The organism is Pseudomonas sp. LRF_L74, assembly GCF_965644255.1.
Taxonomy (GTDB): Bacteria; Pseudomonadota; Gammaproteobacteria; order Pseudomonadales; family Pseudomonadaceae; genus Aquipseudomonas.
On record NZ_CBFFRH010000012.1, the window covers coordinates 50,738 to 71,340 of the forward strand.

The 20,603-nt window shown below is 64.1% G+C and carries 18 protein-coding genes; 7 read left to right on the forward strand and 11 right to left on the reverse strand.

What is annotated here, in order from left to right:
* Positions 1 to 249: 249 nt before the first annotated feature.
* From ACSZPK_RS24030 to ACSZPK_RS24040, 3 genes are all read right to left on the reverse strand, one after another.
* Positions 250 to 2,307, reverse strand: a complete 2,058-nt coding sequence (locus ACSZPK_RS24030; protein ID WP_437884116.1) for a putative bifunctional diguanylate cyclase/phosphodiesterase — start codon at positions 2,305 to 2,307, stop codon at positions 250 to 252.
* A gap of 225 nt (positions 2,308 to 2,532) precedes the next feature.
* Entirely contained in the window at positions 2,533 to 3,114 is a 582-nt protein-coding gene (locus ACSZPK_RS24035) for a superoxide dismutase (protein WP_437884118.1), read from the reverse strand.
* A 227-nt stretch (positions 3,115 to 3,341) separates the two neighbouring features.
* The gene (locus ACSZPK_RS24040) at positions 3,342 to 3,950 is read right to left on the reverse strand and encodes a LysE/ArgO family amino acid transporter (RefSeq protein WP_437884119.1); all 609 of its coding nucleotides are present in this window, start codon (positions 3,948 to 3,950) and stop codon (positions 3,342 to 3,344) included.
* Positions 3,951 to 4,090: 140 nt separating this feature from the next.
* Here ACSZPK_RS24040 and ACSZPK_RS24045 point away from each other — a divergent pair, with 140 nt between their 5' ends.
* The 6 genes from ACSZPK_RS24045 (at position 4,091) to ACSZPK_RS24070 (ending at position 10,424) form a co-directional block, all read left to right on the forward strand.
* Positions 4,091 to 4,996, forward strand: a complete 906-nt coding sequence (locus tag ACSZPK_RS24045; RefSeq protein ID WP_437884120.1) for a LysR family transcriptional regulator ArgP — start codon at positions 4,091 to 4,093, stop codon at positions 4,994 to 4,996.
* A gap of 2 nt (positions 4,997 to 4,998) precedes the next feature.
* On the forward strand, positions 4,999 to 5,988 hold the full coding sequence (locus tag ACSZPK_RS24050; RefSeq protein ID WP_437884121.1) for an NAD-dependent epimerase/dehydratase family protein: 990 nt from the start codon (positions 4,999 to 5,001) through the stop codon (positions 5,986 to 5,988).
* 101 nt (positions 5,989 to 6,089) lie between these two features.
* The gene (locus tag ACSZPK_RS24055) at positions 6,090 to 7,112 is read left to right on the forward strand and encodes a Leu/Phe/Val dehydrogenase (protein ID WP_437884122.1); all 1,023 of its coding nucleotides are present in this window, start codon (positions 6,090 to 6,092) and stop codon (positions 7,110 to 7,112) included.
* A gap of 77 nt (positions 7,113 to 7,189) precedes the next feature.
* Complete coding sequence (gene pdhA, locus ACSZPK_RS24060) at positions 7,190 to 8,287, forward strand: pyruvate dehydrogenase (acetyl-transferring) E1 component subunit alpha (protein WP_437884123.1); 1,098 nt, start codon at positions 7,190 to 7,192, stop codon at positions 8,285 to 8,287.
* Complete coding sequence (locus ACSZPK_RS24065) at positions 8,280 to 9,269, forward strand: alpha-ketoacid dehydrogenase subunit beta (RefSeq protein WP_437884124.1); 990 nt, start codon at positions 8,280 to 8,282, stop codon at positions 9,267 to 9,269. Before pdhA ends, ACSZPK_RS24065 begins: the two co-directional genes overlap by 8 nt.
* Positions 9,270 to 9,320: 51 nt before the next feature.
* Positions 9,321 to 10,424 carry a dihydrolipoamide acetyltransferase family protein gene (locus ACSZPK_RS24070; protein WP_437884125.1) on the forward strand — a complete coding sequence of 368 codons (1,104 nt, stop codon included), beginning with the start codon at positions 9,321 to 9,323 and terminating at the stop codon, positions 10,422 to 10,424.
* Between the two features lie 57 nt (positions 10,425 to 10,481).
* Here the strand turns inward: ACSZPK_RS24070 and ACSZPK_RS24075 are convergent, their stop codons facing one another.
* Entirely contained in the window at positions 10,482 to 10,742 is a 261-nt protein-coding gene (locus tag ACSZPK_RS24075; protein ID WP_437884127.1) for a YebG family protein, read from the reverse strand.
* 192 nt (positions 10,743 to 10,934) lie between these two features.
* On the opposite strand from ACSZPK_RS24075, the gene ACSZPK_RS24080 reads away from it, so the two are divergent.
* A complete protein-coding gene (locus ACSZPK_RS24080) occupies positions 10,935 to 11,378 on the forward strand; it encodes a phosphate-starvation-inducible protein PsiE (RefSeq protein ID WP_437884192.1) in 444 nt (147 codons plus the stop codon).
* Here the strand turns inward: ACSZPK_RS24080 and ACSZPK_RS24085 are convergent, their stop codons facing one another.
* The 7 genes from ACSZPK_RS24085 to ACSZPK_RS24115 form a co-directional block, all read right to left on the reverse strand.
* Positions 11,379 to 14,012, reverse strand: coding sequence for a DEAD/DEAH box helicase (locus ACSZPK_RS24085; protein WP_437884128.1), 2,634 nt, complete (start codon positions 14,010 to 14,012; stop codon positions 11,379 to 11,381). It abuts the gene before it with no gap.
* Positions 14,013 to 14,171: 159 nt separating this feature from the next.
* Complete coding sequence (locus ACSZPK_RS24090) at positions 14,172 to 14,531, reverse strand: hypothetical protein (protein WP_437884129.1); 360 nt, start codon at positions 14,529 to 14,531, stop codon at positions 14,172 to 14,174.
* Positions 14,528 to 15,355, reverse strand: a complete 828-nt coding sequence (locus ACSZPK_RS24095) for an SDR family oxidoreductase (protein WP_437884131.1) — start codon at positions 15,353 to 15,355, stop codon at positions 14,528 to 14,530. Before ACSZPK_RS24095 ends, ACSZPK_RS24090 begins: the two co-directional genes overlap by 4 nt.
* Before the next feature lie 165 nt (positions 15,356 to 15,520).
* On the reverse strand, positions 15,521 to 16,960 hold the full coding sequence (locus ACSZPK_RS24100; RefSeq protein ID WP_437884133.1) for a mannose-1-phosphate guanylyltransferase/mannose-6-phosphate isomerase: 1,440 nt from the start codon (positions 16,958 to 16,960) through the stop codon (positions 15,521 to 15,523).
* Between the two features lie 166 nt (positions 16,961 to 17,126).
* Positions 17,127 to 17,741 (reverse strand): alginate O-acetyltransferase AlgF, encoded by a 615-nt coding sequence (locus ACSZPK_RS24105; RefSeq protein ID WP_437884193.1) that lies wholly within the window; start codon positions 17,739 to 17,741, stop codon positions 17,127 to 17,129.
* Between the two features lie 80 nt (positions 17,742 to 17,821).
* On the reverse strand, positions 17,822 to 18,970 hold the full coding sequence (locus tag ACSZPK_RS24110) for an alginate O-acetyltransferase (RefSeq protein ID WP_437884134.1): 1,149 nt from the start codon (positions 18,968 to 18,970) through the stop codon (positions 17,822 to 17,824).
* Between the two features lie 10 nt (positions 18,971 to 18,980).
* Positions 18,981 to 20,534, reverse strand: a complete 1,554-nt coding sequence (locus ACSZPK_RS24115; protein ID WP_437884135.1) for an MBOAT family O-acyltransferase — start codon at positions 20,532 to 20,534, stop codon at positions 18,981 to 18,983.
* Positions 20,535 to 20,603: the final 69 nt, after the last annotated feature.

The window sequence follows — 20,603 nt, forward strand, 5'->3', positions numbered from 1 at the left end:
CCCAGAAGACTCAGTGCATTTGGATTGTTCCCCTTCGGGCCAGCGCAAGCGCTGTCCAGCGATGGAGCCGCTGTCCCGCCTTCGCGGGAATGACGATTGAGTGTGGACCGGGTGTTCGTGGAACGTCCGCTCTTGCCCCAAAGCGGCCTGTTCAAAATCAACACTCCAGCCCCAACGACATGGGCCCTGAGCCTGGTCGTAACGCGCGCGATGGGAAGCATGTCCCGGTTCTGATCTTACGCTTTCAGCTCAGTGCGTCGTACTGGCTTTGCTCAGTCGACGAGCCTGTTTCAGGTAGAGGGTGACTTCACGGGCGGGCAGCGGCTTGCTGTAGAGGTAGCCCTGACCTTCGTTGCAGCCCTGGGCGATGATGTAGCTTTCCTGTTCGAGGGTTTCTACGCCCTCGGCGATGACCAGCATGCCCAGGCTTTTGCCGAGCTGGATGATGGCGCGGACGATGGTCGCGTCGTCTTCGTCTTCCAGCACGTCCTGGACGAAGCTGCGGTCGACCTTGATTTTGTCCAGCGGCAGGCTCTTCAGGTAGCTGAGCGAGGAGTAGCCGGTGCCGAAGTCGTCGATCGCGATCAGCGCGCCGGCGCGGCGCAGGCTGAGCAGGTGCTGGGCAGCGGTGGTGATGTCTTCCATCAGGCCGGTTTCGGTCACTTCCAGTTCCAGGCTGCGGGCGGGCAGGCGATAGACCTGCAGCAGGTTGCTGACCATGCGCGGCAGTTCGGTGTGGTGCAGTTGCACCGTCGACAGGTTCACCGCCATGCGCAGGTCGCTGAAGCCCTGGTCGTGCCATTCGCGCAACTGGCGGCAGGCCTGGTCGAGCACCCACTCGCCAATGGCGATGATGCTGCCGTTCTGCTCGGCCAGTGGAATGAACAGATCCGGCGAGACCATGCCGTATTGCGGATGCTGCCAGCGCAGCAGGGCTTCGACACCGCTCACCCGGTGGTCGCGGTAATCGACCTGGGGCTGGTAGACCAGGCTGAGCTCGTTGCGGCTGAGTGCTTCACGCAGCTCTTTCTCCAACTCGCGACGGCGACGCATTTCGCTGTCGACGCTGGCGATGTAGAACTGGTAGCGGTTGCGCGAGCGGCTCTTGGCCAGGGTCATGGTCTGCTCGGCTTTCTGCAGCAGCTTCTCGGTGGTGTCGCCGTCTTCGGGGAACAGGGTGATGCCGATGGTGGCGCGCAGGCGAACCTGATGTTCTTTCAGGGCAAAGGCGGTATCCAGGCTGTCGAGTATGCTTTGTGCCAGCTCGGCAGCTTCGTAGGGTTGTTCGATGTCGGCCTGGACCAGGGCAAATTGGTCGCCGCCGAGGCGAGCAAGGGCGCTGAGCTTGCCACTGTGGGTGCGCAGGCGATCGGACAGGGCGAGCAGCAACTGGTCACCGGTCTGATAGCTGAACTGTTCGTTGATGCCCTTGAAGTCGTCGAGACCCAGGCACAGTACGGCAACGCGACGTTGCAGGCGCCCGGCCTCGTCAAGGATCTGGTCCAGTTGCTGCTGCAGCTCCAGGCGATTGGGCAGGCCGGTGAGGAAGTCGTATTGCGACATGCGCAACAGGCTGTTCTCGGCTTCGCGACGTAGCTGGGTATTGCGTTCGATGGAGGCAAGCAAGCCGTTGGCGGTGTTGACCCAGATGCCCAGCTCGTTCTTCTCGTGGCCCTTGAGCATTGGCAGCTTGTGCTCGCTGGGACGGTCCGGATTGATCCGGCTCAGGTGCTCGATGATCTGCGACAGCGGCTTGGTCAACAGCCAGTGATAGACCGAATACAGCACCAGGCCCATGGCCAGCGCCCGCAATACGCCGGAAATGAAGATGATCACCGAGCTGGTGAGGAACGCCGAACCGTAGGTGGCCGTATCCAGGGTGATGCTCAGGTCGCCGTAGTACTCGCTGTAGGTGCCTTTGCCGACCAGGCGGGTACTGAAGGTCTGTTCCTTTTCCAGCAGCGGGTCGGTGATCCAGCGCAGCGGTGAATCCTGTAGGTCGCGCGAGCGTTCGGCGAGCATGGGTTCGTCAGGATGGCCGATGGATGCCTTGCGCACCGCCTCATGCTGGAACAGGCCTTCGATGACTTGCAGGCCCATTTCGCGGTCGAGGCTGTATACCGCCTGGGTCGACGGGTCGCGGAACATGCCGAGGATGCGCTGGGCATCGCTGGCCACTGCCTGGCGGGTCTTGTAAACGTCGAAGACGATCTGCGCGCAACTCAACACCACACCGACGACCAGTGCAGAGAGCAGTACGACACGAAGCAATTTGAGCGACAGGCTGTTTTTCAATTCCAGCTTCAAGCGCGTATTCCTTGTTCGCTACTGAAGGCTTGTGAGCGCTGAGTATTGGCAAATGCGCGGTAGCCGTCAAAGGGCCAGCAGTCCATAAAACGTATTTTTCAGGACAATTTGCATGGTGCCGCCAGGGCCGGGAATGCGCTGGCGAGACACGCGGGTGTGAACGTCGTGGCTATAAACGAAGAACCCGGCGTGTGGCCGGGTTCTTCGTTGCGTCGTCAGGGCTTGTCAGCCAGCGAAGTTCGCGGCCACGAAGTCCCAGTTGACCAGGTTCCAGAATGCCTCGACGTATTTCGGACGCAGGTTGCGGTAGTCGACGTAGTAGGCGTGCTCCCAGACGTCGCAGGTCAGCAGCGGGGTATCGCCGCTGGTCAGCGGGTTACCGGCGCCGATGGTGCTGGTCAGGGCCAGGGAACCGTCGGCCTTCTTCACCAGCCAGCCCCAGCCGGAGCCGAAGGTGCCGATGGAAACCTTGCTGAACTCTTCCTTGAACTTGTCGAAGGAGCCGAAGGCGCTGTTGATCGCGTCAGCCAGGGCACCGGTCGGCTGGCCGCCGCCGTTCGGGCTCAGGCAGTTCCAGTAGAAGGTGTGGTTCCAGACCTGGGCGGCGTTGTTGAACACGCCGCCGGAAGAGGTCTTGATGATCTCTTCCAGGCTCTTGCCTTCGAACTCGGTGCCTGGCACCAGGTTGTTCAGGTTCACCACGTAGGTGTTGTGGTGCTTGTCGTGGTGGATTTCCAGGGTCTCGGCGGACAGGTGCGGCTCGAGGGCATTCTTCGCGTAAGGCAGCGGCGGTAATTCGAAAGCCATGGTGAATCTCCTTTCATCAGGTCTTAAAGGTGCGCGACAAGCGCGGGGCCGTTCACGGGGCGGCCGGATGAGCGGTGTGAGTTTGTACTCTTTTATTACCGCAGGGTCGGGATCATAGCACCGGCCCGACTGCGTTATCCACGCAGCAACTGTGTGGGCAAAGGGCGTCTGGTGCGCTGTTCTGTGCCTTTTGGGCCGGCATCGGGACAACGGTGATGGGCGTCGCCTCAGGCGTGTGCCGGCAGCAGGAGTTGAAAGGCCACGGCGAACATCATCGCGGCGACCGTCAGATCGAGCAGGCGCCAGGTCGCGGGGCGCGCCAGCCACGGCGCCAGCCAGGCTGCGCCCAGCGCCAGGGCGAAGAACCATAGCAGTGAAGCGCAGGCAGCACCGGCCGCATAGGCGGCTGGCACCGCCTGCTGGGCGCCTAGGGAACCGATCAGCAGTACGGTGTCCAGGTACACGTGGGGATTCAGTAAGGTGACCGCCAGCGCGGCCAGCAGTACGGCGCGCAGGGAGCGTGGCGCCTGTTCGCGATTCTGTTCCAGCGCCTGTGGGCGTAGCGCGCGCAGCAACGCCTTGAGCCCATACCAGAGCAGGAATGCCGCTCCGCCCCAGCGGGTGATGGCCAGCAGTAGCGGGCTGTGCGCCAGCAGCGTGGCCAGGCCGAACACGCCTGCTGCCACCAGCAAGGCGTCGCACAGCACGCAGAGTGCCGCGACCGGCAGGTGGTGCTCGCGGCGCAGGCCCTGAGCCAGGACGAAGACATTCTGTGCGCCGATAGCGACGATCAGCCCGGCGGCGACCAGCAGGCCGTTGACGTAGCTCTGCCACATGTCAGGCCGCTCCCAGGCTGGAATACAAGGAAGGATTGCGTTCGCTCATGACCCTGTTCCTGAAGAATCGAGGTGGTCATTCTGGGAAAAGGCGCTATATAAGAAAAACGAATCCTGCTGATCTCTCATTAGGAAAATTGATGTTCGATTACAAATTGCTGGCGGCCCTGGCGGCGGTGGTGGAACAGGGTGGTTTCGAACGCGCCGCGCAGTTGCTGGGGCTGTCGCAATCAGCGGTATCGCAACGGATCAAGCTGCTTGAGGCGCGCATCGGCCAGCCCGTGCTGGTCAGGGGCACCCCTCCAGTGGCCACCGATGTCGGCCGGCGCCTGCTCAATCATGTGCAACAGGTGCGCCTGCTCGAACGAGACGTGCAAGGCCAGGTGCCCGGGCTCGATGACGGCGCTGCGCGCGAGCGCCTGCGCCTGGTGCTCAATGCCGACAGCCTGGCGACCTGGTGGGCGCCGGTCACGGGCGAGTTCTGCTCGCGTCATGGGCTGTTGCTCGATCTGGTGGTGGAAGACCAGGAAGTCGGCCTCAAGCGCATGCGGGCCGGCGAAGTGGCGGCCTGCGTCTGCGCCGCGGAGCGTCCAGTGGCCGGGGCTCGCTCGTTGCTGCTCGGTGCCATGCGCTACCGTGCCGTCGCCAGTCCGGCGTTCATCGCCCGGCATTTCGCCAACGGGGTCGACGCGCGTAGTCTGGGGCTGGCGCCCTGTGTAGTGTTCGGGCCGGATGATTTTCTACAGCATCGCTTCCTGGCGGCCATGGGCGTGACCAGTGCTTTCGACTATCACCTGTGCCCGTCTTCGGAGGGTTTCGTGCAGATGGCGGTTGCCGGCTTTGGCTGGGGGCTGGTGCCGGAGCAGCAAGTGCGCGAGGAGCTGGCCGGCGGGCAGCTATGCGAACTGATGACCGATCGCTCGGTTGATGTACCGCTGTACTGGCATCACTGGCGCAATGGCGGCGAGTTGCTCAATGATCTGACCGGCCACCTGTTGAGTCACGCTGGCGCCTGGCTGGTGGCGAGTGAACAAGGGAAATGCTGACGATGAAGATTCTGGTGAGCGGGGCAAGCGGGTTCATTGGCGGACGTTTTGCCCGTTTCGCCCTGGAGCAGGGGCTGCAGGTGCGGGTCAACGGCCGGCGCCCCGAGGCTGTGCGCCACTTGACCAATCGTGGTGCCGAGTTCGTGCCGGGCGATTTGTCCGATCCCAACCTGGCCCATCAGTTGTGCCGGGGCGTCGAGGCGGTGGTGCATTGTGCCGGCGCGGTCGGTGTATGGGGCAAGTACGCGCATTTTCACCAGGCCAACGTGGTGCTGACCCAGAACGTCGTCGAAGGCTGCCTCGGCCAGGGTGTGCGACGCCTGGTGCACCTGTCGTCGCCGTCGATCTATTTCGACGGCAAGTCCCATGTCGGGCTACGCGAAGAGCAGGTGCCCAAGCGCATCGCCGACAACTATGGCAAGACCAAGTACATCGCCGAGCAGAAAGCCCTGGAGGCCCAGGAGTTCGGCCTGGAGGTGATCGCGCTGCGCCCGCGCTTCGTCACCGGCGCAGGTGATACCAGCATCTTCCCGCGGCTGATCGCCATGCAGCGCAAGAAGCGCCTGGCGATCATCGGCGACGGCCTGAACAGGGTCGACTTCACCAGCATGCAGAATCTCAACGATGCGCTGCTCGCGAGCTTGCTGGCGCCTGACCTGGCGCTGGGCAAGGCCTACAACATCAGCAACGGCGCGCCTGTGCCACTGTGGGACGTGGTCAACTTCGTGCTGCGCCAGTTGCAGTTACCACCGGTCCGGCGCCATGTGCCGTACGCGGCGGCCTACAGCGCGGCGCTGCTCAATGAAGGCGTGTGCAGGTTGTGGCCCGGCCAGCCAGAGCCGTCCCTGTATCGCCTTGGCGTGGCAGTGATGGCGCGGGATTTCTCCCTGGACATCGCTCGTGCCCGGCGGTATCTCGACTACGAACCGCGCGTACCGATCTGGACGGCGCTGGAGGAGTTCTGCAACTGGTGGAAAGTGCAGGGGCGGTAGCTGCAAGGATGGATCGAGAGTCCTGAAGCTTTCCGCTCCCGGCGTGCCGCCGGGCCCGATCTATACTGGCCATACAATAAGAGGCCAGCGAGGTCGTCCGCATGTTCGTCATGATGGAAAGCGCCAGGCTAGAAGCGTTGCATCTTTTTTCCGATCCGGCGACCGGCCTGCGTGCCATCGTCGCCATTCACGACACGCGCCTGGGGCCGGCGCTCGGTGGCTGTCGTTATCTACCCTATGCGGACGAGCCAAGCGCTATCGAGGATGCCATTCGTCTGGCCCGTGGCATGAGTTACAAGGCCGCGCTCGCCGGGCTGGAGCTGGGTGGCGGCAAGGCGGTGATCATGCGTCCGCCCCACGTTGCCAATCGCGCGGCGTTGTTCGAAGCCTTCGGACGGATGGTCGAGTCCCTCGCCGGTCGCTATGTCACCGCGGTCGATAGCGGTACATCCAGTGTCGATATGGATTGCGTCGCCCGGCACACCCGCCACGTCACCAGCACCAGCGCTGCCGGCGATCCTTCCGGGCATACGGCGCTGGGCGTGCTCGCGGGTATTCGCGCCAGTGCCTGGGCACGCCTGGGCAGCGATGATCTGGAGGGACTGCGCATTGCCATACAGGGGCTTGGCAATGTGGGCTTCGCACTGGCCGAGCAACTGTCGGCGGCAGGCGCCGAGCTGTTCGTCAGCGACCTCGACCCTGGCCGGGTACGCCTGGCTGAGGAGCAGTTCGGCGCCCATGGGGTCGCCTGCGCAGCGTTGCTCGAGACACCCTGTGAAATCCTTGCGCCCTGCGGCCTGGGGGGTGTGCTCGACGAGAACAGTGTGCGGCGCCTGCATTGCGCAGCGGTGGCCGGTGCGGCGAACAACCAGCTCGCCTCCCCGGAGGCGGGCGATCAACTGGAGGCTCGCGGCATCCTTTATGCCCCCGATTATGTGATCAATGCCGGCGGCCTGATCCACGCGGCGCTGATGCACAAGAATGCCGGCCTTGCCGCAATCACCGCACATCTCTCACGTATCGGCCAGCGACTGACCGAGATCTATGCCCATGCCCAGGCGGACAAGCGCTCGCCCGCGCGAATCGCCGACGCCTTGGCCGAAAGACTGCTGTATCGCGTCTAGCTTTATTCCCTCCCGCCGCCACAAGCAGCGGGGTATCGCCAGCGCGCCTACCCGGTGCGAGTACGAAGGAAGCTGCAATGACCTCCCACAAGATCGATCTCCCGTTTACCCGCTATTTGTCTCCAGATGGTCGCCTGATCGGCGAGCTGCCTGCCTGGGCCGATGACTTCAACCTGCTGACCCGGCTCTATCGGCAGATGGTGATGACCCGTCTGTTCGACCAGAAGACCGTGGCTTTGCAGCGCACCGGGCGTATCGGCACCTACGCGCCGACCCTTGGCCAAGAGGCCATCGGCGTGGCCGTCGGCAGCCTGATGCAGGCCGAGGATGTGTTGGTGCCTTACTACCGCGATACCCCGATCCAGTTGTTGCGCGGGGTGAAGATGGAGGAAATCCTGCTCTACTGGGGCGGCGACGAGCGCGGCAGTGTGTTCAGCGATCCGCTGGCGTCCCGGGATTTTCCCCTGTCGGTGCCGATCGCCACCCAATCGCTGCATGCCTGCGGCGTGGCCACGGCGTTCAAGATCCGTGGCGAGCACCGGGTGGTGGTGACCACCTGCGGCGACGGCGCGACCAGCAAGGGCGACTTCCTCGAAGCGCTCAACGTCGCCGGCGCCTGGCAGTTGCCGGTGGTGTTCGTGGTCAACAACAACCAGTGGGCGATCTCCGTGCCACGGCGCATCCAGTGCGGCGCGCCGACCCTGGCGCAAAAGGCCATCGGTGCGGGCTTTCATGGCGAGCAGGTGGATGGCAACGACATGATCGCGGTGTACGACCGGATCGCCCACGCCCTCGATCGTGCCCGTCAGGGCAAGGGGCCGTCATTGGTCGAGTGCATCACCTACCGGCTCGGCGACCACACCACGGCCGACGATGCCACGCGCTATCGCAATGCCGACGAGGTGAAGAAAGCCTGGGACGAGGAGCCGATCAAGCGCTTGCAGACCTTCCTGGCCAACCATCGGGTATGGGACGAGACACGCGAGCAGGCGTTGGTCGCCGAGTGCCAGGACCAGTTGCAGGCTGCCGTCGAGCGCTTCGAGGCCATCGCCGAGCAGCCGCTGGAGTCGATCCTGGAGCATGTCTACGCCGCCTGGCCTGCCGCTCTTGCCGATCAGCGCGAGGCATTGCGTGAGCGGATCGCCCGTCGCAGCGGAGGTGCCAGCCATGAGTGAGTCCAGGAAATACACCTTGCTCGAAGCGGTCAACCTGGCGTTGCATCGGGCCATGGGCGAAGATGAGAACGTCGTCGTGCTCGGCGAGGATGTCGGTGTCAACGGTGGGGTGTTCCGCGCCACGGCTGGCCTGCGCGATAGCTACGGCTTCAAGCGCGTACTCGATACGCCCTTGGCGGAAGCCATGATCGGCGGGCTTTCCGTGGGCATGGCCAGCCAGGGCCTGAAGCCGGTGATGGAAATCCAGTTCCTCGGTTTCATCTACGCCGCCATGGAGCATCTGGTCTCCCATGCCAGTCGCCTGCGTAATCGTACCCGTGGCCGCATGAGCTGCCCGCTGGTGGTGCGCAGTCCGATGGGCGCCGGTATCCGCGCGCCGGAGCATCACAGCGAAAGCACCGAGGCGCTGTTCGCCCACATCCCGGGCCTGCGGGTGGTGATCCCATCCTCGCCGGCACGTGCCTACGGTCTGTTGCTGGCGGCTATCGATGATCCCGATCCGGTGATCTTCCTCGAACCAACCCGCCTGTACCGGATGAACCCGCAGCCTCTCGTGGATGACGGCAAACGCCTGCCGCTGGACAGTTGCTTCACCCTGCGTGAGGGCAACGACATCACCCTAGTCAGTTGGGGCGCGAGTGTCCACGAAACCCTGCAGGCCGCGCAGCGCCTGGCCGAGCAGGGCGTGTCGGCGGAGGTCATCGACGTCGCTTGCGTCAAGCCGCTGGACATCGACACCCTCGAAGCCTCGGTGCGCAAGACCGGCCGTTGCGTGATCGTGCACGAGGCGCCGAAAACCTGCGGGGTTGGCGCGGAGATCGCCGCCAGCCTCTACGAACGGGCGTTGCTCGACTTGCAGGCACCGATCCAGCGTGTCGCGGCCCTGGATATTCCGCCGCCGCTGTACCGCCTGGAGCCGATCTACCTGCCGGATGTCGAGGACATTCTGGCGGCCTGCGAGCAGACCCTGAACTACGCCTGAGACAGGTGCGCGCGGCTCGCCTGCGGGCTGCCGCGTCGAAGGAGAACAACAATGAAATACTTCAAATTGCCCGACCTTGGGGAAGGGCTGCAGGAAGCCGAGATCGTCGAGTGGCACGTCAAGGCTGGCGACATGGTGAAGGCCGACCAACTGCTGGTGTCGGTGGAAACAGCCAAAGCCATCGTCGACATCCCGGCACCCTATGACGGCGTGGTCAGCAAGTGTTTTGGCGGCGAGGGCGACATTCTGCATGTCGGCGAACCGCTGATGGGCTACGAAGGCGACGAGGATGGCGGCACGGTGGTCGGCCGTCTGGAAGGTGGCCAATCGGTCCATGAGGATGCCTTTTTCGTTGGCGCCGCGCCCTCGACTCGCGAGCACATGGCGCCTCGGGCGACGCCAGCAGTGCGTCAATTGGCACGCAAGCTGGATGTCGATCTGACAACGCTCACTGGCAGCGGGCCGCATGGCCGGATCAGCGCCGCCGATGTCGAGGCGGCTGCGCAAGGGGCCTTGGATCGCTTCGGCGGCGAACGCCTGCGTGGCGTACGCCGCAGCATGGCGATCAACATGGCCCGCTCGCATGCCGAGGTGGTGCCGGTGACCATCTATGGCGACGCCAACCTGCATCGCTGGGGCGAGGCGCGCGATCCACTGATTCGCCTGGCCAAGGCCATCGCCGCCGCCTGCGAGGCCGAGCCGTTGATGAATGCCTGGTTCGATGGCAAGGGACCGTCGATTCGCCACCACGACAAGATCGACCTGGGCATTGCCGTGGACACGCCGGATGGCCTGTTCGTGCCGGTGCTGCGCGATGTCGGCAAGCGTGATGCACAGAACCTGAAGGAAGGCATGTCGCGCCTGCGGGCCGATGTGAAGGCGAGGTCGATCCCGCCGCAGGAAATGATGGGGGCGACCATCACCCTGTCCAACTTCGGTACGTTGTTCGGGCGTTATGCCAACCCCATCGTCGTGCCGCCTCAGGTGGCGATCATCGGTGCCGGGGGCATCCGCGACGAGGTCGTGGCGTGGCAGGGCAAGCCCGCCGTGCATCCGGTGTTGCCGCTATCACTGACCTTCGATCACCGCGCCGTCACCGGCGGCGAGGCGGCGCGCTTCTTCAAGGTGCTGGTGGAGGCGCTGGAACAAGCCTGAAGTGCATCCGGGGCGCCTGCCATCCTGTGCTGCCACAGGCAGGCTGGCAGGTCGCGGTCATTCTTCCCCGGCGGCGTCCAGCTCGGCGAGGGCGTCAGGCTGGTTCTTGAAGGCCTTGGCGAAGATGTCGCGGTTCTTGGCCATGAAGATGCCCAGCTCTTCGAGCTGTTTCTCTTCGAGCGAGGGAACGGCCTTGTGCAGCGCCTCGGCCAGCGCTTCGGCCAACTCCAGCATCTTGTCGTAACGATCCGCTTCAGCCTTATCCATGAACAGACGCTCCGGATCGCGACTGCTGCGGTACACCACTTCGACGGCCATTCATCACCTCATTCCTGTTCATCTGAACGAAAACTGTATGTGCATACAGTATATCCGTGTGCGGGGCCATGCAAGGCTATTCACCGTGCTTTCGCTTTCATTTTCCTTAGGCATACTCTGCTGGCGCATGCCGCGCGTCATAGGAGAGTAGTACCGGTGAGCCTGAAAAAAGTCGACGACCTGCGCGAGGAGATGCACAGCCTGGCGCAATCCCTGGGCAACCTGCTGGTGGAAGCATTCCATTACCTGGCCCTGTTCGCCATTGGCGGCATCATTGCCTGGGCGTCGGTGGTGGCGTTCCTTGGCATGCTCGACAAGGGCCACATCACGGTAGACGACATCCTGCTGTTGTTCATCTACCTCGAGTTGGGGGCGATGGTCGGTATCTACTTCAAGACCAACCACATGCCGGTGCGCTTCCTGATCTATGTGGCGATCACCGCGCTAACCCGCCTGCTGATTTCCGATGTGTCCCACCACAACCGCCCCGACATGGGCGTGGTCTACGTCTCAGGGGCGATCCTGTTGCTGGGCCTGGCGGTATTGGTGGTGCGTTTCGCCTCCTCGCGCTTCCCATCGTTCCAGTCCGAGTCGCGCCAGGGCCGCAAGAAGGTGCACGAGGCCGGCGAGGCCTGATCAGCCCAGCGGCGCGAACAGCGCCTCGATATCGCTTTCCTCGATCCGCCAGGGCTGGTCGCCTCCCTCCAGCAGGCCTCGGGCGAGGCCGGCCTTGGCCTGTTGCAGGTGCTGGATCTTTTCCTCGACGCTGCCACGGGCCAGCAGGCGGTAGACGAACACCTGCTTGTCCTGGCCGATGCGATAGGCACGGTCGCTGGCCTGGGCTTCGCTGGCCGGGTTCCACCAGGGATCGAAGTGGATCACCGTGTCGGCGGCGGTCAGGTTGAGGCCGGCGCCACCCGCTTTCAGGCTGATCAGGAATACCGGGTGCTGGCCTTCCTGGAATTCGCGCACTGGCGTTCGCCGGTCACGGGTACTGCCGGTGAGCTGGGTGTAGCCGATGCCGCGCGCTTGCAATTCTTTTTCGATCAGGCCGAGCATGCGGGTGAACTGAGAGAACAGCAGGACCCGGCGCCCGGCGCCGGTCAGTTCTTCGAGCATGTCCAGCAGTACGCTGAGCTTGCCCGAGTCCGCGGCGCTCAGCTCGCTGGTACTCGCCTCATCTTCCAGCAGGCGCAGGTCGCAGCAGCTCTGGCGCAGGCGCAGCAAGGCTTCGAGCAGGACGATCTGGCTGCGTGCCAGGCCAAGGCGGGCTATTTCCGCCCGCACCTTCTTGTCCATGGCCAGGCGCAGGGTTTCGTAGCGATCACGCTGCAGCGGTGTCAGTTCGACCCATTGGGTGATCTCGATCTTCGCCGGCAGCTCGGTCGCCACCTGCTCCTTGGTCCGGCGCAGGATGAACGGACGAATACGCCCGACCAGTTGCGCCATGCGCGCCTGGTTGCCGCCACGCTCGATGGGCGTGCGGTAGTCACGGGTGAAGGACTTGGCGTCGCCCAGCCAGCCCGGATTGATGAAGTTGAACAGCGACCACAGCTCGCCCAGGTGGTTTTCCAGCGGCGTACCGCTCAGGCACAGGCGCTGCCCGGCCTTGAGCTGCGCGGCGGCGAGGGCCGCCTTGCTGCGCGGGTTCTTGATGTTCTGCGCTTCATCGAGGATCAGCAGGTGAAACGCGTGTTCGGCCAATGCCTTGAGGTCGCGGGGCAGCAGGGCGTAGGTGGTGAGCACCAGGTCGTGGGCGGCGATGGTCTTGAACAGTGCGCGCCGGCGTGAGCCATGCAGGGCCAGCACTTCGAGCTGGGGGGTGAAGCGCCTGGCTTCATCTTCCCAGTTGGCCACCAGGCTGGTCGGCAGGACGATCAGTACAGGTTTCTGCAAACGCCCGGCTTGTTTTTCCGCGAGCACGTAGGTGAGCACTTGCAGGGTTTTGCCCAGGCCCATGTCGTCCGCGAGAATGCCGCCGAACCCCAGTTCGCCCAAGGCCTGCATCCAGGCTACGCCCTGGGCCTGGTAATCGCGCAACTGGGCCTGCAAGCCGCTGGGCAGGCGTGCGCTGTATTCGCTCAGGCCCTGTAGCCTGCGCGCCAGGTCGCGCAGTTTTTCGCCGCCTTGCCAACTGAAGGTCGGGCCATGATCGAGCGCGGCCAGGCGCGAGACGTCGGCACGCGCAATGCGCAGCCGGCCGCCGTATTCACCGGGATCACGCAGGTACAGTTCGCCGAGGGTCGCCAGCAAGGGGCGCAGCCGCGAGAAAGGCAGGGCGATACGCCGGTTGCTGTGTGGCAGCGGCGCGAGCAGCACGTCCTCGTCCCCTCGTTGCGCCACGCTCTCACGGTCGAGCAGCCAGGGCGCGCGGCGGATGCTTTGCAGCAGGATCGGCAACAGGTCGATCTGCTGGCCGTCGACCTCGATACCCAGCTCCAGCTCGAACCAGTCCTGGGCCGGCTCTTCATCGACGTGGGCATACCAGTCGTCCACCTGGGCCAGGTTGAAGTGGAAGTCCGGCTGCATGCGGATCTCCCAGCCGGCTTCGCGCAGTGTCGGCAGCTCCTTCTGGGTGAAGCTCAACCAGGCGGCGTCATTGGCCAGCTCATAAGGTTCGCCCGCGGATTCCGGCAGTGCCTCGCTGCGCCGCAGGGCGATCTGCAGGCCAAGGTCTTCCAGGCGTCTGCGCAAGGCCGCCTCGGCGCTGCCATCGCGTACCAGACGCAGGTTGTGGGTCGGGCCGTTGCGCATGAGCAGATCACGGGCCGGCTTGCCGAACACCTCGTGGCCGGCATAGTCGAAGACCAGCGCCGCACGGTGTTGGGTCTGCTCCTGCATGCGTCCGCGACGGCTGTCGTAGTGCATGCGTACATGGCTGGCGAGCTTGAGGATGGGGCGTGGGGCGATGCCTTCGAGGCGTTCCTCGGTGATCGGCAGCGACGGCACGATCACGTCCTGCAAGCCAAGCCCGCTGCGCTGGCGCTCTTCCAGGGTCACCAGTGCGGCGACCACATGCTTGCAGTTGGTGCCCACCGGGCAGGTGCAATGACCGACCACGCCCCATTTGTAGCCCTGGGAATGCAGGGTGATGCTCTGCCGGTAATGCGCATCGGCCGAGCCGCTGCAGCTTGCCTTCAGGTGGTTGCCGTCGAGGGCAATCAGGCGGCTGCGTCTTTCCCGCGCGTAGGCCAGGCCGCGACGCAGGTCGCCGTCACCGAATTCCGAGCGCCAGTCCTCTATGCGCAGCTTGAGGATATCCAGCGTCATGGATGGTGTTCCGGATGCGGGGTCTTGATCGTGAGCATGACAGCAGGGAGCCAATGAACAGCCGCCGATTGTGGCTGGGGGCGGCGGCAAGCTGCAAGCCTCAAGCAACAAGTAAACGTCTCTGCCCCGGCGTTCTGCCTTTCTCTTGCGGCTTGGCGCTTACTTGGCCCAAGGGCGGGCCAGCACGATCCACATCAGTACCGGGTAACTCAGGTAATGCAGCACGAACAGGGCGACAGCCATGAAGCCGGGGTCTTGCTGGAAGGCCATCATCACCAGCAGGCCGAGGTAGAGCACGCCAAGAATCGCGGCGTAGAAGAGGTTCAACTGCCAGCGTTCGAGGCGGGTTGGATGCCGGCCTTCGCGCCAGGCGAAGCCCAGGGTCAGGCCAATCGCGACCAGCAGGGCGATGACCAAGGTGCCGAATACGCCACCGACCTTGACCAGGCTGCGTAGCAGCAGGTTGAGCAGTATCACCGCGACGGTGGCGGCCACGGCATAACGCAGCATCAGTTTCATAGCTTCACATCCAGGCCGAAGCGCTTGCTCAGCACGCGATCCAGCAGGCTGCCGGGCAGTGCCGCGAGTAACGGCAAGGCCCGGCTGCCGTTGCCCAGGCGCAGCAGGCGCGGTGGTTTGCCGCGTTGGGCGGCGGCGAGGATTTGCCGAGCCACGGTTTCCGCGGGCGTGGGTTGGTCCTGGGAGGCGCCGGCCCGGGCGCGGATGCCTTGGCGAAGCGGCCACCAGGGCGAGGTTTCGTCGATCATGGCTTCGGCCTCGCGACTGGCGTTGTCGCCGAAGTGCGAGGCGATGGCGCCGGGCTGGACTTCCAGCACGTGGATGGCGAAGGGGGCCAGTTCCAGGCGCAAGGCATCGGAGAGTGCATGGACCGCCGCCTTGGACGCGCAATAGGCCCCTGCGAATGGCGTCACCAATACACCGGAAACGCTGCCGATATTGATCACCAGGCCACGGCTGGTGCGCAGCAACGGGAAGCACGCGCGGGTCAGCTCGACCAGGCTGAACACATTGGTTTCGAACTGGCGGCGCAAGGCCGGCGCGCCACCGTCGAGCAGCGGGCCCATGGCGCCGTAGCCGGCATTGTTGATCAACACGTCGAGGCCGCCGACCTGGCGTTCCAGATGGGCGACGACTTCGCCGATGGCCTGTGGGTCATTGACGTCCAGGGGGACGGCGGTGAATCCGGCGGCTGCGAGTTCGGCCAGGTCTTCCGCGCGCCGGGCGCCGGCCCAGACCTGGTAGCCCGCCGACTTGAAGGCATCGGCCAGCGCACGACCTATGCCGCTGGAACAGCCGGTGATGAGGGCGACAGGGATGGGCATGATGGCGATCCTTCGACAAAGGGGAAGAGGATCGTAGCAGAGCGGGGGACGTTCGATAGGGGCAGCGCGTAGGGTGGACGACGCTTTTTTCGTCCACCACTACACCGGGTCAAGGGTGGACGAAAAAAGCGTCGTCCACCCGACCAGAGCAACGAGCGCGACGGATCAACTGGCAGCGCGCGCCGTCGCTGCGGGGGTACGACCGTAGACGTCCTCCAGACGCTCGATGTCGTCTTCGCCCAGGTAGCTGCCGGACTGCACCTCGATGATTTCCAGCGGGATCTTGCCCGGGTTGGTCAGGCGGTGCACCGCCGTCATCGGAATGTAGGTCGACTGGTTCTCGGTGAGCAGGAACACCTTGTCGTTGCAGGTGACCTCAGCCGTGCCGGATACCACGATCCAGTGTTCGGCGCGGTGGTGGTGCATCTGCAGCGACAGCTGCGCCCCCGGCTTCACGGTGATGTGCTTGACCTGGAAGCGCCCACCCATGTCCACCGAGTCGTAGGAGCCCCACGGGCGATAGACCTCGCAGTGGTTCTTGGTTTCGCTGCGGCCTTGCTCGTCGAGTTCGTTGACCAGTTTCTTGACGTCCTGCACGCGATCGCGGTGGGCGATCATCATGGCATCCTTGGTCTCGACCACGACGATGTTTTCCAGGCCGATCACCGATACCAGCTTGCCGTTGCCGTGGACCAGGCAGTTGTGGCTGTCGTGTACCACCACGTCGCCCTTGGTGACGTTGCCGGCTTCGTCCTTGTCATGCACTTCCCAGATCGACGACCAGCTGCCGACGTCGTTCCAGCCGGCGCTCAGCGGCACCACGCAGGCGCGGTCGGTCTTTTCCATCACCGCGTAGTCGATGGAGTTGTCCGGGCAGCACTCGAAGGTCGCCGGGTCGATGCTGATCTGCGAGCCGTCGCGCTTGCTGCGTTCCAGGGCCAGCAGGCAGGTGTCGTAGATGTCCACGTCGTGCTTCTTCAGCTCTTCGAGGAAGCGGCTGGCGCGGAACAGGAACATGCCGCTGTTCCAGAAGTAGTCGCCGGATTCGACGTATTGCTGGGCGCGCTCGGCGTCCGGCTTCTCGACGAACTGGGCGACGCGGGACACGCCTTCCGGCAGTTCGCTGCGCTCGGTTTCGGCGCGGATGTAGCCGTAGCCGGTTTCCGGTTTCAGCGCCGGTACGCCGAACAGCACCATCTCGCCTTTCTCGGCGGCGACGGTGGCCAGGGCCAGGGCCTGCTGGAATGCGCGCTGGTCTTCCAGCACGTGGTCGGCGGGCATCACCAGCATCAGTTCGTCACGCCCTTCGGCGATCAATTGCATGGCGGCGATGGCCACGGCTGGCGCGGTGTTACGACCGAACGGCTCGAGCAGCAGGAGCTGCGATTTCAACTGCAACTGCTCGAGCTGCTCCAGGACGATGAAACGGTGTTCCGCGTTGGCCACCAGCACCGCCGGCTGCATGCCTTCGAAGTCCAGGCGCTGGATGGTCTGCTGGAACATCGTCTGCTCACCGGTGAGGGCGAGGAACTGCTTCGGATACTGTTTGCGCGACAGCGGCCAGAGACGGGAGCCGCTGCCCCCTGAAAGGATCACTGGAATCATGGTTTCTCTCCTGAAAACGTAGTCATTGCCAATCCCCACTGTTCCAATCGGTTTTGCTGCCCCGCCTTTGTTCGATGATGAGCGGGTGCGTCTGGTTCTTGTTTACGAACACGAGGTATTCGTCTTCGTGAGCGGCCGGAGGTTCACTGACCCCCGGTCTTTTTCATCAACTTTCCGCCGGACGTTTCACCCACACCGGCGACAGGTTGGCACCCTTGCCGGTGACGTACAGGCACACCACTTCGCCGCGCTCCAGCACCACGGGCTTGAGGTCGCTGACCTTGCGGTTGCCGTCGAACAGGGCAAGGCTGACTTTCACCGGGTTGATCTCGCGGTCACCGTGACTGTTCGGCGCGACCGCATCGACCACTGGCGTCTTGCCGTCGGCGGTCTTCAGGGTCAGCTTGGTGTCGGACAGGTTTTGTACGCGGACCAGGGCCTTCTGCTTGTTCTTGAAGGCCGGTTCCTCGACCAGCCTGGGCGTGGCGCCTGGTTGGTTGACCAGGGTGTAGTACCTGTCCGAGTCGAGCTTGACCGGCAGGTTGGCGCCGCCGACCTGGGCGGCGTAGCTGCCGGCCGGGAGGAACTTGAAGTCGCTGGAGGCGAGCGGGGCGATGTCGTTCAGCGTGGTGTTGCCGACATTGACGCTCAGCTCGCTGCTGCCGGCGTTGTAGGCACGTACGAAAGCCGAACCCTTGGGCGCGGTCGGACCGTACAGGCCGCCCTCGTCGGCCTGGGCAATGCCGATGCTGCCGATGGCCAGGGCGATGGCGCAGGTCATGGATGTCCAGCTACGGTTGATCTGTTTTTTCATGGTGTTTCTCCATCTTCTTGGAATGCGTTGCACGCAAGCGTGCGCTGTCAGTTGCTGGCCACGTGGGCCAGGTTTTCGTTGCCTTGGCTGTTTTTCAGTTCGGCGATCCACGCCGGGTCGAAGCCGCTCAGGTCGTTGGCCATGGGCAGGTAGCGCTCGGGGAACTCCCAGATCACCAACTGCGGCGGCGAGTTCTTCAACTCGTCGCTCTGCAGGTACTTGAGCATCGGCAGGACCGGGCCATGGCCGTCCTCGGCCTGGTTGCTCAGGTCGCGTTGCAGGCTCTGGCGCAGGGCACCGGCGAAGTTCCACTTGGGATTGGCGCTGTAGCTGGTGCCGACCAGGGCCACGGGCAGGGCGCCGGTATCGGCGAACAGCGCATCGCCACCGGCTTCGCTGTCGTCGGCCGCGCGGGTCTGGCGTATCTGCAACTGGTCCGGCTTGGGCAGCATGTTGGCGAACAGCGGATCGAGCGGCAGGAAGGTGGTCAGGTCGCCCTTGTAGTCTTCCTGCTTCACCGCTTCGGTGACGAACTCTTGCGTATCGCCGTCGAGTTGCACGTTCTGCCGCACCGCATCGGCCAGGCGTTGGGCCACGACCTCGGCGCCCATGGGCGTCCAGTGGGTATCGGTGCGCAGGAACACCTGGCCGCGCTGCTTGGCCTCCTTCAGCGCCGAGAGCAGGTCGGGCGCGAGAATCTGCGCCTCGCCAGCGGTGCTGTGCAGTCGCTGGTAGAGGTTGGCGCGCATGGCCGTGGCTTTGTTCTCGCCGACGTGTTCGGGATAGAGCCGCGACTTGGCCGGGATCACCGCAAGCATCAGCTTGACGTTGTGCTTGGCCAGTTCCTCGCTTACGCCCTGGATGATCGCCAGGTTGTCCTGCAGGTGCTGGCGGCCGTCGACCACCGGTTTGAATTCCTCGTCGGAGTAGAGCCAGCCGTCCTCGCCGATCAGCACACCGGGGCGGCCTTCGCCGAACAGTGTGTAGTCCACGGCAGCCCAGACGTTGGTGCCGAGCTTCTTGACCGGGAATTCGTCGTCGTAGTGCTTCTCGAAGGCGTGGCTCAGCTTGCCGTTGAGCACGGGCGTACCCTCGGCCACCGAGAAGGTGGTGAAGCCTTTCAGCGACCACAGGCCGAGCCCGATCAGGGTGGCGCCGAAGGCGGCGGAGTAAACGAGATTTGCGGTTCTGTTCATGGCAGCCTCCTCAGAACTGGAAGTACAGGAAGGGCGAGAAGCTCTGCGCCGACAGCTTCAGCACCGAGGCGGCGAACAACAGCAGCAGGGCAATACGCGTGGCGATGACCGGCAACTGGCTGAGCCAGGACTGCTGGTAAACCATCTCGCCGCTCGGCGAGTAGGCGACGGCGGCCGGATCGGTCTCGGCCGAAGCCTGGCTGCGCGGCTGCGCAGTGGCCGGGCCGTTGGCATCGACCTTGGCCTCGGCCTTCGGCGCGCGCGATTGCAGCGGCTCCTTGTAGAACTGGCGGATACCGAAGAACGCCAGGGTCAGGTACGCCAGCACCAGGGTCGCTACCTGCAGGCTGGTCAGTTGCGCGGCATTGAGTTCCGACAGGCGCCAGTCGCCGAAGCTGAACATCGCCGCGTACATGCGCCAGGCCACGTCGAGGTTCTCGGCGCGGAAGATCACCCAGCCGAGCACCACCAGGAGGAAGGTGAAGGCCCATTTCAGCGGACGGATGCGCCGTGGCGCGGCGTCCACGCCCAGCGCGCGTTCGATGGCCAGCCACGCGCCGTGCCAGGCGCCCCAGATGATGTAGGTGAAGTTGGCGCCGTGCCACAGGCCACCGAGGAGCATGGTCAGGAACAGGTTGCGGTAGGTATTGAAGGTGCTGCCGCGGTTGCCGCCCAGGCTGATGTACAGGTAGTCGCGCAGCCAGGTCGACAGGCTGATGTGCCAGCGCCGCCAGAACTCAGTGATCGACTGGCTGATGTAGGGCTGGTTGAAGTTCTCCATGAAGCGGAAGCCCATCATCAGGCCGAGGCCGATGGCCATGTCGCTGTAGCCGGAGAAGTCGAAGTACAGCTGCGCGGTGTAGGCCAGTGCACCGAGCCAGGCATCGCCGGTGGTCGGGTCGGACAAGGCGAAGCAATGGTCGGCGATGGGCGCGATGCTGTCGGCGATGAACACCTTCTTGATGAAGCCCTGCATGAAGCGCGAGCAGCCCTCGGCGAACTTGTCGACGGTGTGGGTGCGGTGGTTGAACTGATCGACCAGGTCCTTGAAGCGCAGCACCGGGCCGGCGATCAGGTGCGGGAAGATCGCCACGAACGCGGCGAAGTCGATCAGGTTGTGGGTCGCCGGGGTATCGCCGCGGTACACATCAATGATGTAGCTGATCGACTCGAACACGTAGAACGAGATACCGATCGGCAGCAGGATGTGGGTGAGGATGAACGGCTGCATGCCGAACGACTCGATGATCGCATTGATACTGTCGACGCCGAAGTTGGCGTACTTGAAGTAGCCGAGCACGCAGAGATCGACCACCACGCCGAGGATCAGCCACTTCTGCGCGGCCTTGGTGCGCACGCCAGCCGCGCCGATGCGCAGGCCGATCCAGTAGTTGAACAGCGTGACCCCGGCGAACAGCGCCAGGAAGTCGATGCGCCACCAGGCGTAGAAGATGTAGCTGGCGACCAGCAGCAGCAGGTTGCGATAACGGTTGCCGCTCAGGTAGTACAGGCCGAGAAAGACCGGTAGGAACAAGAACAGGAACACGTTGGATGAAAAGACCATCCGCCTTTCTCCATTGAAGAATTGTCAGGGCCATGCGGCCCACCCATTCCTCCCCGGGGTGTTGCAAGT